This window comes from Streptomyces sp. NPDC054872 (assembly GCF_053610705.1).
This window is the reverse complement of sequence record NZ_JBSGYY010000024.1, coordinates 1-12,366: the sequence shown is the minus strand read 5'-3', so window position 1 is coordinate 12,366 and position 12,366 is coordinate 1. Positions and strand designations below refer to the sequence as shown.

12 protein-coding genes and 1 pseudogene are annotated in these 12,366 nt (G+C 69.8%); 11 read left to right on the top strand and 2 right to left on the bottom strand.

Features of this window, described 5'->3' with window-relative positions; all coding sequences use genetic code 11:
* Positions 1-28: 28 nt before the first annotated feature.
* Positions 29-1,000: an XRE family transcriptional regulator gene (locus ACWGIH_RS26590; protein ID WP_453449667.1), complete on the bottom strand. Its 972-nt coding sequence runs from the start codon at positions 998-1,000 to the stop codon at positions 29-31.
* A 570-nt stretch (positions 1,001-1,570) separates the two neighbouring features.
* Here ACWGIH_RS26590 and ACWGIH_RS26585 point away from each other — a divergent pair.
* From ACWGIH_RS26585 to ACWGIH_RS26550, 8 genes are all read left to right on the top strand, one after another.
* Positions 1,571-2,767: a S1 family peptidase gene (locus ACWGIH_RS26585; protein ID WP_453449668.1), complete on the top strand. Its 1,197-nt coding sequence runs from the start codon at positions 1,571-1,573 to the stop codon at positions 2,765-2,767.
* 190 nt (positions 2,768-2,957) lie between these two features.
* The gene (locus ACWGIH_RS26580) at positions 2,958-4,088 is read left to right on the top strand and encodes an LLM class flavin-dependent oxidoreductase (protein WP_453449669.1); all 1,131 of its coding nucleotides are present in this window, start codon (positions 2,958-2,960) and stop codon (positions 4,086-4,088) included.
* Positions 4,085-5,137: an alpha/beta hydrolase fold domain-containing protein gene (locus ACWGIH_RS26575; RefSeq protein WP_453449670.1), complete on the top strand. Its 1,053-nt coding sequence runs from the start codon at positions 4,085-4,087 to the stop codon at positions 5,135-5,137. The genes ACWGIH_RS26580 and ACWGIH_RS26575 overlap by 4 nt, the downstream gene beginning before the upstream one ends.
* Before the next feature lie 81 nt (positions 5,138-5,218).
* Entirely contained in the window at positions 5,219-6,634 is a 1,416-nt protein-coding gene (locus ACWGIH_RS26570) for a DUF6421 family protein (protein WP_453449671.1), read from the top strand.
* Positions 6,635-6,660: 26 nt separating this feature from the next.
* Positions 6,661-7,401: an SDR family NAD(P)-dependent oxidoreductase gene (locus ACWGIH_RS26565; protein WP_453449672.1), complete on the top strand. Its 741-nt coding sequence runs from the start codon at positions 6,661-6,663 to the stop codon at positions 7,399-7,401.
* A gap of 29 nt (positions 7,402-7,430) precedes the next feature.
* The gene (locus ACWGIH_RS26560; RefSeq protein WP_453449673.1) at positions 7,431-8,501 is read left to right on the top strand and encodes a threonine aldolase family protein; all 1,071 of its coding nucleotides are present in this window, start codon (positions 7,431-7,433) and stop codon (positions 8,499-8,501) included.
* A gap of 82 nt (positions 8,502-8,583) precedes the next feature.
* Positions 8,584-9,177, top strand: a complete 594-nt coding sequence (locus ACWGIH_RS26555) for a transglutaminase-like domain-containing protein (RefSeq protein ID WP_453449674.1) — start codon at positions 8,584-8,586, stop codon at positions 9,175-9,177.
* A gap of 68 nt (positions 9,178-9,245) precedes the next feature.
* Entirely contained in the window at positions 9,246-9,953 is a 708-nt protein-coding gene (locus tag ACWGIH_RS26550; protein ID WP_453449675.1) for a B3/B4 domain-containing protein, read from the top strand.
* Positions 9,954-9,958: 5 nt separating this feature from the next.
* Here the strand turns inward: ACWGIH_RS26550 and ACWGIH_RS26545 are convergent, their stop codons facing one another.
* Positions 9,959-10,687 (bottom strand): lysophospholipid acyltransferase family protein, encoded by a 729-nt coding sequence (locus ACWGIH_RS26545; RefSeq protein WP_453449676.1) that lies wholly within the window; start codon positions 10,685-10,687, stop codon positions 9,959-9,961.
* Positions 10,688-10,886: 199 nt separating this feature from the next.
* Here ACWGIH_RS26545 and ACWGIH_RS26540 point away from each other — a divergent pair, with 199 nt between their 5' ends.
* The 3 genes and pseudogenes from ACWGIH_RS26540 to ACWGIH_RS26530 all read left to right on the top strand — a co-directional run.
* Positions 10,887-11,249, top strand: a complete 363-nt coding sequence (locus ACWGIH_RS26540; RefSeq protein WP_453449677.1) for a TlpA family protein disulfide reductase — start codon at positions 10,887-10,889, stop codon at positions 11,247-11,249.
* A 223-nt stretch (positions 11,250-11,472) separates the two neighbouring features.
* Positions 11,473-11,982 carry a flavin reductase family protein gene (locus tag ACWGIH_RS26535; protein ID WP_453449678.1) on the top strand — a complete coding sequence of 170 codons (510 nt, stop codon included), beginning with the start codon at positions 11,473-11,475 and terminating at the stop codon, positions 11,980-11,982.
* Between the two features lie 229 nt (positions 11,983-12,211).
* Positions 12,212-12,366, top strand: a pseudogene (locus ACWGIH_RS26530) (electron transfer flavoprotein subunit beta); the annotation flags it as partial.

The window sequence follows — 12,366 nt, the reverse complement described above, 5'->3', positions numbered from 1 at the left end:
GGAGGCCCAGAAGAGGCCCGGGCAAGGCCTAGGAGTCCTCGTCCGGCCATTGCCAGCTCATGCCGTAGATGCCTTGCCGGCACTGCGCCGCGTACAGGTGGGCCGCGCCGGAGGAGTCCACGGTCAGGGGGCGTACCTTGCGCTGCTGGGCGGAGGCATTCTCCCGGTAGTAGGAGTGGCAGATCGCCGGGGGCCGCTCGTGGGGGAAGTGCACCTGGAGAAGGTAGGCATCCTGGCTGCCGCGTATGCCCCGCTCGTGAAGCGTCGTCGGGTGGCCCTGCGGCGCGGTGCGGATCTCGTAGTCGATGGTCGTGGTCTCGCCGAACGACAGCGGTCGACCGAACCCGATCTGGAGCATCAGACCGCCCGAGACCGGGTCCTGCCGCATCGATTCCAGCTGTCCGCAGTGGACGGTCGCTTCGGGCGGTCCGGCGTCGGGATCGTCCAGGAAGTGCAGGTTGATCAGCCGGTCGGGACCGTCGCAGACGGCGCGGACCAGGTGGTTGATGGTCAGTCGGCTGACGCAGCCCCGCAGGTCCAGGTGCAGGACTTCCCGGGTGAGGAGTATGGCGACACCCTGGTTGAAGCGTGGGAAGGCGTCGCCGAGTGCCTGTTCCTGCCGGGACTCCGGGCCGTAGAGACGGCGGGTCGCGTGTTCGTCGACGCGTACGGCCGGACGGCGCCCGCGCGGACGTTGGGACTGCAACAGCCCGGAGAGTTCCCCGGGCGCCAGGTTGAGGATGCTCTCCAGCGCGACGACGGCGCGCAGTGAGTCCGAGCGCTCGGGGCGGGTGCGGTCGCGCTGCCAGTAGCTGAGGGTCGCGGGTGTGAGCCGGATGCCCCGGGCGGTGAGCCGTTCGCAGATCCGGTCCAGGGGGAGCCCGCGGCGGCGTACCGCCTCGCGCAGGGCGACGGCGAACGGGGCGGGGGGATCCGTCGAAAAGGCCGCCCCCGTACCGGATTCCGAGTTGTCCGACGTCAGCCCGGATGAGACCGTCACGAATTTCGCCTCCCGGCATGACAGATGACGCGCCGCACTCCCGGAGCAGGTGCAACTGCCCGATGAATGCCGTGTGCGTCACCGCTGGACATGGCCGGGCACGGGCGACGGACAAAAGAATTCCCGGCCTGACGCCTCGCCTACCAAACCCCGCCGGACCGCGTACGTCAATATCCGTCACGCCGATTCCGCGTCACGTATTGGCTTCGGAGTGAGCGGAGGGTCGGCACCGGCCGCCATCCGAATGGTGTCGTACGGGCGTTGTCGCCGGGCAGCTCAGGCGCGGTCAACTCCCGCTTGCGGGCGCTCCTCTGTGCGCGTGAAGGGGGTGCTCCTCCCACGCTCCACGTCTGCGGGCGCGCATTAAGTGTTTACCTCTTTCGCCTTAAGGGCCGGTGCCTCGCCATGCCTTGTGCGGCCACCCGAAGTGACGGGAAGGTTTCGCCCAACGGCGCGGTCCGGGAAATCCCGCGTACGGCGCCGATGGATGTTCGGTGCACCAATTTGACCCCACCCCGGTGTACCGAACATCCATATGCCACCCCCCACTTACCCTTGGAAGGCATTCCCATGGCGCATGTTCGGCATTACCTCCTCGCTGCCGCGGCAGCCGGGGCCCTGGTGGTCACGACGGGTGCCACCGGCGCGCACGCCGACGTCACCCCGACGCCGCGCTACGAGCCGCAGATGATCGAGGCTCTGGCGGACACACTCGGTGTCAGCGAGGCCGCCGCCGTACGGCGTCTCGACGAACAGGCGGACCAGCAGCGGAGACTGGACCGGCTGCACCGCGACGGTGTCCGGACGGACGGTGCGTTCTTCGACGCGAAGGGCGAACTGACCGTGAACGTCGCCGCGTCCCGTGCGGCGGCGCAGGTGAAGGCCACCGGCCTGACCGCCCGCATACCGAGCCGGGGGCAGGCGGAGTTGACGCGCGTCACCTCTGCCCTCGACGCGGCGGCGGCCGAGCGGGTCCCGAGCGGCATAGCCTCCTGGGAGGCGGACCTGGCCTCCGACACGGTCAAGGTCACCGTGACCGACTCCACCGCCCCGGCGGCGCGCGCCTTCCTCAAGGAGGCCCGCGAGTTCGGGAACGCCGTCCGGGTGGTCAAGGGCGGGCAGGAGCTGGAGCCGAAGGCGGCCGTCGCTCCGGGCAGCCGGATGAACATCAACAACCAGGCCGGCTCGTGGTGTTCGGTCGGCTTCGGCGCACGCAACTCCGCAGGCCGGCAGTACCTCGTCACGGCGGGCCACTGCGTGGTCGGCAACCCGGGGCTCTACTTCAACGGCTCGAAGTTCGCGACCGGCTCCACGACTCGCTTCGCGCTCGGCCGGAACAGCGTGGACATGGGCCTGGCGACGATCGAGTCGGGCTCCTCGATCACCACGGCGGTCGGTACCTGGGGCAACGGCGCCTCGGTGCCGGTGCGCGGCAGTCAGCGCGCGGCGGTCGGCGCGACCCTGTGCAAGTCGGGCTCGACGACGGGCTGGACGTGCGGGCGGGTCGGTGCGTACAACGTGTCCGTCACCTACACCGATCGCAACGGCGGCCCGGACACCGTGGTCAGCGGCCTCGGCCGGTCCACGGTGTGTGTGGAGGGCGGCGACAGCGGCGGTGCGTACATCGCGGGCAACCAGGCCCAGGGCATGACCTCGGGCGGCCCGACGAACCAGTCGTGCGGCGGGGTGAACGACCAGGGCTCCTCGTACTTCCAGCCGCTGGACGACACGCTGCGGTACTACGGCCTGACGCTCAACACGAACTGATACCCCGCGCCTGAGGATCACTCCTCCCCGGGAGGGCCGTTACGGCCCTCCCGGGGTTTTCCGTGTTCTGCCGCCGACCGGGGAGCCGCGTGGTGCTGTCGCTCTTGCAAGTTCGACACCTGACGACTAGTCATATGACTGTTCGGAACATGGGTGCCCACCCATAGCCGCTCAACTCCCTGGAGGGCACGTGAAGTTCTCCGTCATATTCGAGGCGCAGCTCGCCGATCCCACCGTCGAGCGCGAGCATCAACTCATCCATGACAGTGTCGAACAGGCCGTCCTGGCCGAGGAGATGGGGTTCGACCGCGTCTGGGCCGTCGAGCATCACTCCCTCAAGTGGTACGCACACATGAGCGCCCCTGAGATCTTCCTGACCTGGGTCGCCGCGCGCACCAGCACCATCCGCATCGGCCACGGCGTGGTCTGCATGCCGTTCGCCTTCAACCACCCGGCGCGGGTGGCCGAGCGCGCCGCCATGCTGGACCTGCTGTCCGGCGGGCGGCTCGACCTCGGGGCTGGGCGCGGTGGGACGCTCCAGGAGACCTCGCTCTGCGGCGTCGACAAGGAACGTACGACCCAGGAGGTCGAGGAGGCGCTGCAGATCATCGGGAAGGCTTGGGCGAGTGAGGAACTGGAGCACCACGGCGCGCTGCTCGACATCGATCCGCACCCCATCCTGCCCCGGCCGCGGCAGACCCCGCACCCCCCGCTCTTTCTCGCCTGCAGCAGGACCGAGACCCTGACGCAGGCCGCCGAACTCGGCATCGGCGCACTGGTGATGGGCTTCGCCGGGCCCGAGTCGATCGCCGAGATGCGGGCCGCGTACGACACGGCGATCGCGGGCCGCGGCGACGCGCGCCTCGTGTCCGGCGTCGTCAACGACCACTTCTCCGTGCTCTGCCCGACCATCGTGCTCGACGACCGTGAGGCCGCCCGGCGCGTCGGCATCCGCGGCCAGCGGTTCTTCGCGCAGTCCATCGGGCACTGGTACGGCGGCGCCGGCGTCCCCGACGAGGCCGTGGTCGAGGGGGCCGACGAAGCGGCCGCGATGCGGGAGGCCGCCGAGCAGGTCGTCGCGCGGCTGCACGAGCACGACATCCCGGTACGGCCCACCTCCACGGCCACCTTCAACGCCGATCACGCCTATGGCACCGCCGACGACGCCATCGCGTACGTGGAACGGCTCCGCGACGCGGGCGCCGACGAGATCATGTGCCTCATCCAGATGGGCACCGTCCCGCAGGAGGCCTGCATGGAGACCCTGCGGCAGTGGGGCGAGAAGGTCATCCCGTACTTCCGCGCCCAGGAGGCCGGATGAGGGCGGCGAGCTGGGACGGGGACCCCGCACGTGCCTCGCGTCCGCAGGTCGCGCGTACGGACGGCGACCGCCTCGCCCCGGCCGCACGGCCCCTGGTCGACGCGCTGAGCGCCGCCTTTCCCGACCTCGGCGGCACCGTGACCGACGCGGCCGAGGCCCGCCGCATCCTCGCCGCGACGCCGTCCACCGGGAAGGCCGCGCCGGCTGTGGGTGCCGTCGGGGACCGGAGCATTCCCGGCCCCGCCGGAGCTCCTGACCTGCCCGTACGCGTCTATCACCCGCCGGGGCAGGCCCATCCGCGCCCCACCGTCGTCTTCTTCCACGGCGGTGGCTACACCCTCTGCGGCCTGGACACCCACGACGCCACGGCCCGCACCCTCTGTGCGCGCTCCGGAGCCGTCGTGGTCTCCGTCGCCTACCGCCTGGCCCCCGAGCATCGCTTCCCCGCGGCCACCGAGGACGCGTACGCGGCCCTGCGCTGGGCCGCGGCGCAGACCGCGGCGGGCGGGCTCGGCGGCGATCCGGCCGCCGTGGTGACGGCAGGGGACAGCAGTGGGGGCGGCCTCGCCACCGTCGCGGCCCTGATGGCGCGGGACCGGGGAGGGCCCGCCGTGGCGCTCCAGGTGTTGATCTACCCGGTGCTCGACGCGGGGCAGGGCAGCGGTTCGTATACGACGAACGCGACCGGCTACTTCCTCACCGCCGCGCACCTGCGCTGGTTCTGGGAGCAGTACCTCGGCCCGCACGGCGATGGCAGCCACCCCTACGCCTCACCCCTGGGCGCGGACGTCGCCGGGCTGCCGCCCGCGCACATCGTCACCGCGGGCTGCGATCCGCTGTGCGACGAGGGCGCCGCGTACGCGGTCAGGCTGCGTCTGGCGGGGGTCCCGGTGACACGGGGGCACCACCCGTCGATGTTCCATGGGTTCCTGGGATTCCCGCGGCTTCTGGACGATGCGCGGACCGCGGTGGCGGAAGTGGCAGAAGCAGTCGCCTCTACGGTGTCCGGCAGGAAAATCAGCGGTGATGTTGGGGGTGTCACAGGATAATTTCCCGAGCCTCCTCTTGTGGTGGGGAACCTCGCACACATACGGTGTTCTGACGCGAGGTTCTCCCGTGGAGGTTGACAAGTGACGGAAATTCTTGTGCAGAGGGTTACGGAAGGTGCGGTTCCTCCCGTGAGTGGGGGTGCCCCCATGGGAAGGGTCGTGGAGCACCCGGCTTGGCCGATGCTCAAGGAAGCCGTGGAAGAGATCCGCCCGTGGCAGTCCGCGGACGGCTCGATCGACTTCGACGCGGAGGGTGCCCCGGCGCGGTCCGTGGCCGAACTCGCCGTCGACCGCGTGATATCCGGGATCGAGCAGCTCGCCCCGCTCCTGCCGCACGACGCCGCGTACCACCAGGCGCTCGGCGTGGACCTGAGGCGCTGGGCGGACGGCGGCTTCCAGGTGCCGGACTTCCTCGACTCGCTGCTCGCCTTCCAGCCCGCCGCGCACCGCGAGGACGGCCTGCAGCACCTCGTGGTCTTCCCCATGTACACGCAGAACGGCAACCCCGACCGCAACCTCGAAGCGGTCGTGCTGCGCATGGTCTGGCCGGAGTGGCTGGCCGAGCTGGAGCGCACGCGCTACGACAACCCGCTGTTCTGCGGCATCACCTTCGAGGACTTCACCGCCGGGTACGACACGAACTCGGCCGTGCTCTTCCCGGAGACCATCGCCGTGCGCGAGGCCCCCGAGCGCTTCAGCTGGGGCGGCATCTTCTGCGACCGTGAGGCGGCCCGCTTCCGCCGCGTCACCGAGGCGTCCGTCGACATCCTCGGGCTCGAACTGCCCGACGACATCCGCGAGATGATCGGCGACCAGGACCGCTGCCAGCAGGCGTTCGTCCTGTGGGACATGGTCCACGACCGCACCCACAGCCACGGCGACCTGCCCTTCGACCCCTTCATGATCAAGCAGCGGCAGCCGTTCTGGATGTACGGCCTCGAGGAGCTGCGCTGCGACCTCACCGCCTTCAAGGAGGCCGTGAAGCTGGAGGCCGAGGGCGTCCCGCAGGCGCGTGACGTGCAGTACGCCGTCCTGTTCGACCGGATGTTCCGCTTCCCGGTCACCGGCGACCGCGTCAAGAACTACGACGGTCTCGGCGGCCAGCTGCTCTTCGCGTACCTCCACAAGCACGAGGTCGTCCGCTGGACCGACAACAAGCTCAAGATCGACTGGGAGCGCGCGCCGCAGGTCACCAACCAGCTGTGCGCAGAGATCGAGGAGCTCTACCGCGCGGGCATCGACCGCCCCAAGCTGGTCCACTGGTTCGCCGCGTACGACCTGGTGTCCCAGTACCTCGCGCCGCACCCCGGATCTCGCTGGGCCAAGGGCCCCGACGCCCTGGATGTGCAGCTTCCGCCGAGGAAACTCGTCGACGACGTGCTTCCTGACGAGTTTCCGCTCAGCATGTTCTATGAGGCGCTCTCCAAGAAGCTCAAGCACGTGATCGCCGAAACCAAGGGGATCACCGCCGCGAGCGTCGAGCAGGTCGCCGCGTGAGCAACCGCACCAAGGAGGCGAGGACGATGTCCGCACTCGATGGAGCCGTGGTCGCGGTCGCGGGGGCAGGCGGTCCCGCGGGCCGTGCCACGCTGCTGAGGCTCGCCGAGGCCGGCGCCACGGTCGTGGCGTCCGACGCCGACGTGGAGCGCCTCGCGGAGGCCGTGGACGCCGCGCGGTACGCGCACGGCGGAGCCACCGTCATAGGCGACACCGTCGACCTGCTGGATCTCGGCGCGACCCGGGAGTGGGCCGTCCGCACCGAGAAGGAGTTCGGGCGGATCGACGGCCTGGTCCATCTCGTCGGCGGCTGGCGCGGCAGCAAGAACTTCGCCGAGACCGACCTCGCCGACTGGGACCTGCTCGAGAAGCTCCTGATCCGTACGGTGCAGCACACCACGCTCGCCTTCCAGGACGGCCTGCAGCGCAGTGACCGCGGCCGATACCTCCTGATCAGCGCGGCCGGCGCCTCCAAGCCGACGGCGGGCAACGCGGCGTACTCCGCGTCGAAGGCCGCGGCGGAGGCGTGGACACTCGCCCTCGGCGACGCCTTCCGCAAGGCGGGGGGCGAGCAGGGCCCGACGTCGGCGGCTGCCATCCTGGTGGTCAAGGCGCTGGTGCACGACGCGATGCGCGCGGAGCGGCCCAACGCGAAGTTCGCGGGGTTCACGGACGTCACGGAGCTGGCCGAGGCCATCGCCGGAGTCTGGGAGCGGCCCGCCGGAGAAGTGAACGGAACCCGCCTGTGGCTGACCGAGAAGCCGTGACCGCTCGCGACACGCGTGACAGAGAAGCCGTGAACCCTCCTAAGACCGACGCACGCCGCCACCACGACCCCGACGTGCGGGGATTCGCCAGCGACAACTACGCGGGCGCCCACCCGGAGGTGCTCGCGGCCATCGCCCTCGCCAACGGCGGTCACCAGATCGCGTACGGCGAGGACGACTACACGGCCAACCTCCAGCAGGTCATCCGCGGTCACTTCGGCCCGACGGCCGAGGCATTCCCGGTGTTCAACGGCACCGGGGCCAACGTCGTCGCGCTCCAGGCGATCACCGACCGGTGGGGCGCGGTGATCTGCGCCGAGTCCGCGCACATCCACGTGGACGAGGGTGGCGCCCCCGAGCGCATGGGCGGCCTGAAGCTGCTCACGGTGCCGACGCCCGACGGCAAGCTCACGCCCGAGCTGATCGACAAGCAGGCGTTCGGCTGGGACGACGAGCACCGGGCGATGCCGCAGGTCGTCTCGATCGCGCAGAACACCGAACTGGGCACGCTCTACACGCCCGACGAGATCCGCGCCATCTGCGACCACGCGCACGGGCTCGGCATGAAGGTGCACCTGGACGGCTCGCGCATAGCCAACGCCGCCGCGTCCCTGGACGTCCCCATGCGGACGTTCACGAACGCGGTCGGCGTGGACATCCTGTCCCTGGGCGGCACGAAGAACGGCGCGCTCTTCGGGGAAGCCGTCGTCGTCCTCAACCAGGACGCCGTCAGCCACATGAAGCATCTGCGCAAGATGTCCATGCAGCTCGCGTCCAAGATGCGCTTCGTCTCGGTGCAGTTGGAGGCGCTGCTCGCCAAGGACCTCTGGCTGCGCAACGCCCGGCACGCCAACGAGATGGCGCAGCGCCTGGCCGAAGGGGTCCGTGCCGTCCACGGCGTGGAGATCCTCTACCCGGTGCAGGCCAACGCGGTCTTCGCGCGGCTGCCGCACGACGTGAGCGAGCGGCTGCAGAAGCAGTACCGCTTCTACTTCTGGGACGAGGCCGCGGGCGACGTCCGCTGGATGTGCGCGTTCGACACGCGCGAGGAGGACGTGGACGGATTCGTCGCGGCCCTCAAGGAGGAGATGGCGCGCTAGCCACTCCGCAAGACTGCATAGATATGCGACCGACCGTAAAGGCATTGACTGGCGGCCGGTCGCATTTCTATGCTCCCGTGGCATGCAGCTGATCCAGGAAACCCCTGACCTCTCCGCCTACTTGGCCGCCGACGAGGCCATCGATCACCACCATCCGCTCGTACGCGAGACGGCCGCGCGCCTTGCCGCGCAGGCCACGGATTCATACACATACGCCCGCGCGGCCTACGAGTTCGTGCGCGACACCATCCCGCACTCCGCCGACAGCGGTGACCCGCGCGTGACCTGGCGCGCCTCCGATGTCCTGGAACAGGGCACGGGCATCTGTCACGCCAAGTCCCACGCCCTGGCCGCGCTGCTGCGGGCCGAGGACATCCCCACCGCGCTCTGCTACCAGCGTCTGACGCACGACGCGGGCACGGGGTACTGCGTGCACGGTCTCGTCGCTGTCCGTTTCAAGGGCGCCTGGCACCGGCTTGACTGCAGGGGGAACAAGGCCGGGGTCGATGCCCAGTTCTCCCTCGACGGCGAGCGGCTGGCCTTCGTGGCGGACATCGAGTCCAGTGAGGTGGACTATCCGGTACTCTATGCTGCACCGCATGCGGCGGTTCTGTGCGCCCTGAAGAACGCCCCGGACCGGCCGTACCTGTGGGAGCACCTTCCCGACGCACTCTGAACCGCGGCACCGGAACCCGTGCCTCAACCGCGTACCCGAACCGCCACACCCCGAACGCAAGGCAGACGATGACCTTCCAGATCACCGTGACCGACGAAGTGCGCGCACTCGCGCCCGGCTTCACCCACGTCGCCATCGAGGCCCACGGGCTCGTCAACGGGCCCAGCACGGACGAGACCTCGGCCCTCCTCGACGAGGCCGCGCGGCGTCTCGCCGAGCGGCTCGGCGAGCGCCCCCCGCACGAGGACCCGCACATGGTGGCCTGGCGCGCGGCCTACACCGCCTTCGGCGCGAAGCCGTCCCGTACCCGCAACTCCGCCGAGGCGCTCGCCAAGCGCGCACTCGCCGACGGCGGCCTGCCGCGGATCAACGCCCTCGTCGACGTCTACAACGCGATCAGCGTCGCCCACCTGATCCCGGTCGGCGGCGAGGACCTGGACCACATCAAGGGCGGCATGCGCCTGCTGCGGGCCGACGGCACCGAGGACTTCGTCACGATGGCCGCGGGGGAGCAGGCAGTCGAGCACCCGGACGCGGGCGAGGTCGTCTGGTGCGACGACGAGGGCGTCACCTGCCGCCGCTGGAACTGGCGCCAGGGGCCGCGCACCCGCCTCACGGAGGAGTCGGTCAACGCCATCTTCCTGCTGGAGGGGATGGGTCCGGACTCCGGCGTCGAGGAAGCGGGCGCCGAACTGGCCGAGCTGCTCGCGAAGTTCAGCCCCGGCGCGCAGCTCACCGTCCACGCGCCGGAGCGGGCGTCCGAGCGCCCGGAGTAATCGATTCAGCTCGCCTCGGCGGCCTTCACCTCGGCCGGAGTCGGCGCGGTGCCGCCGAGGTGCGCCGGCATCCACCACGTGTCGTCCGGGCCCTTGGGGCGTACGGGATAGGCGCGCTGCGCGGCTTCGAGGAGCTCCTGGCAGCGCTCGCGAAGGCGTCGGGTGATCGCGCCCGCGAACTGGTCCTTCGGTGCCCCGACCGGCTCACCGACGCGGATCGTGATCGGGATGTGGCTGCGCTTGAAGTTGCGCGGCTGCCCCTTGGTCCACAGCCGCTGCGTGCCCCACAGCGCCATCGGGATCAGCGGAACGCCGGCCTCCTGGGCCAGGCGCGCGGCGCCGGACTTGAAGGTCTTCAGCGTGAACGACGGAGAGATCGTCGCCTCGGGGAAGACGCCGATGATCTCCCCGGCGCGCAGCGAGTCGAGCGCGTGCTGATAGGCCGTCTCACCCTGCTTGCGGTCGACGGGAATGTGCTTCATCCCGCGCATCAGCGGACCGGAGATCTTGTGACGGAACACCGACTCCTTGGCCATGAAACGCACGAGACGCTTCTGCGGCAGAGCCGCCAGACCGTCGAAGATGAAGTCGAGATAGCTGATGTGATTGCTGACCAGCACCGCACCGCCGGTGCGAGGGATGTTCTCCGACCCCTTGCAGTCGATCTTCAGGTCCCATGCCTTGAACAGCGTTTTGGCGGCACCGATGACCGGACGGTAGACAAGCTCTGCCATGGGTGGGGGTGACCCTTCGTTTCTGCCTGGGAGGGTGCCCGGCGGGAAGTTACGCGGCCGTAGGTTTTTTCGGCGTTGCGCAGATCGTGCCCCAAGAACGGACGGCTGACCACCCATCGTGCCCGGCAGGCGCGAGATTCTCGTCACGTCGGGGAATGTTCCCGGGCTCCGGGACGCTGAAGTCGGGGACGATTGGATCATGACGCGAGGGCGGGAGGCTGACGTGCGGATACGCGACGCGGGAGACCGCATCGTCCCGTCGGGACCGGGCACGTGGGCGGGGCACGATCTGGGGGAACGCGCCACGCTCGTGCAGTTCTCCAGCGCCTTCTGCCAGCCCTGTCGGGCGACCCGCCGTGTCCTCTCCGAGGTGGCGGCGATGGTCCCCGGCGTCTCCCACGTGGAGATCGACGCCGAGGCCGAACTCGATCTCGTACGGGAACTGCGCATCAGCAGGACGCCGACCGTGCTGGTGCTCGACGCGGACGGACGGATCGTGCTGCGCGCGACCGGTCAGCCGCGCAGGGCCGATGTGATCGCCGCCCTCGGCAAGGCCGTGTGAGGTCACGGGACACGGGGGAGGAGGGCCATGACCCACGGACGTCTTTCACATCGCGGAACGGACTTGACTGCACCCCGCACCTATCGCCAGCCTGCTCCCATGCCTCCGGAGCTCCTTCTCTACGAGCGCGTCCACGTGGACCTCGCCCGTCATGCAAGTGCGCGCTGTCCGGGCTGCTGAGCAGCCACGGAACCGCTCGTACCTCCTGCAGAAGGACAATTCCATGACGGCCACGCCCGATCTCCGTACCCCCCAGCTCGCCTCACCCGACCTCCTGCGCTCCGTCTTCCGGCAGCACGCGGCGGGGGTCGCGGTCATCACCGCTCAGGGCCCCGCCGGGCCTGTCGGCTTCACCGCCACCTCGCTCGTCTCGGTCTCCGCTGAGCCCCCGATGCTCTCGTTCGGCATCGGTACGGGTGCCTCCAGCTGGCCCGCGGTCTCCGAAGCCGAACACGTCGGCGTCCACATACTCGGCGAGCATCAGCTCGACCTCGCCACGACCTTCGCGCGCAGCGGCGCCGACCGCTTCGGCGGGGACACGCGGTGGTACGAGGGGCCCGAGGGGGTTCCCGTGCTCGACGGCACGCTGGCCTGGCTGGTCTGCAGGGTGGCGGCGCGGGTGCCGGCCGGCGACCACCGGATCGTCCTCGCGGAGGCGGTGGTCGGCGACCCCGCGGGGGCCGGTCGGCCGCTGCTTTACCACCAGGGTCGCTTCAACGCTCTGCGCGACTGAGAGTTCCCGTCCGGCCTTCCCGACGCCGATTACAGAGCGTTGGGAAGGTCACAGTTCAAAGCGCTTGCTTAGTGGGAATGAAATGGGTGTACTGGCGAGTAATATTCTGGTGGGAGCGCGGGCCGCCCCGACCGGGATCCGCCTCTTCAGGCGCCTATGCTGCCTGCAAGAAGGCAGTGGCCAGAGCAAGGCAGCAGCCCAGTAAAGACGATGCAGTAGGAGAGCCGGCGTGAGCTTGAGGATCGTTGTCACCGTGAAGTACGTGCCTGACGCCACCGGCGACCGGCACTTCGCCGATGACCTGACCGTCGACCGTGATGACGTGGACGGCCTGCTGTCGGAGCTGGACGAGTACGCGGTCGAGCAGGCGTTGCAGATCGCGGA

Excerpts from the sequence above, each read along its gene's own strand:
- ACWGIH_RS26585 (WP_453449668.1), top strand. The coding sequence starts at position 1,571 with ATGGCGCATGTTCGGCATTACCTCCTCGCTGCCGCGGCAGCCGGGGCC.
- ACWGIH_RS26575 (WP_453449670.1), top strand. The coding sequence starts at position 4,085 with ATGAGGGCGGCGAGCTGGGACGGGGACCCCGCACGTGCCTCGCGTCCG.
- ACWGIH_RS26565 (WP_453449672.1), top strand. The coding sequence starts at position 6,661 with ATGTCCGCACTCGATGGAGCCGTGGTCGCGGTCGCGGGGGCAGGCGGT.
- ACWGIH_RS26555 (WP_453449674.1), top strand. The coding sequence starts at position 8,584 with ATGCAGCTGATCCAGGAAACCCCTGACCTCTCCGCCTACTTGGCCGCC.
- ACWGIH_RS26550 (WP_453449675.1), top strand. The coding sequence starts at position 9,246 with ATGACCTTCCAGATCACCGTGACCGACGAAGTGCGCGCACTCGCGCCC.
- ACWGIH_RS26545 (WP_453449676.1), bottom strand. The coding sequence starts at position 10,687 with ATGGCAGAGCTTGTCTACCGTCCGGTCATCGGTGCCGCCAAAACGCTG.
- ACWGIH_RS26540 (WP_453449677.1), top strand. The coding sequence starts at position 10,887 with ATGACGCGAGGGCGGGAGGCTGACGTGCGGATACGCGACGCGGGAGAC.
- ACWGIH_RS26535 (WP_453449678.1), top strand. The coding sequence starts at position 11,473 with ATGACGGCCACGCCCGATCTCCGTACCCCCCAGCTCGCCTCACCCGAC.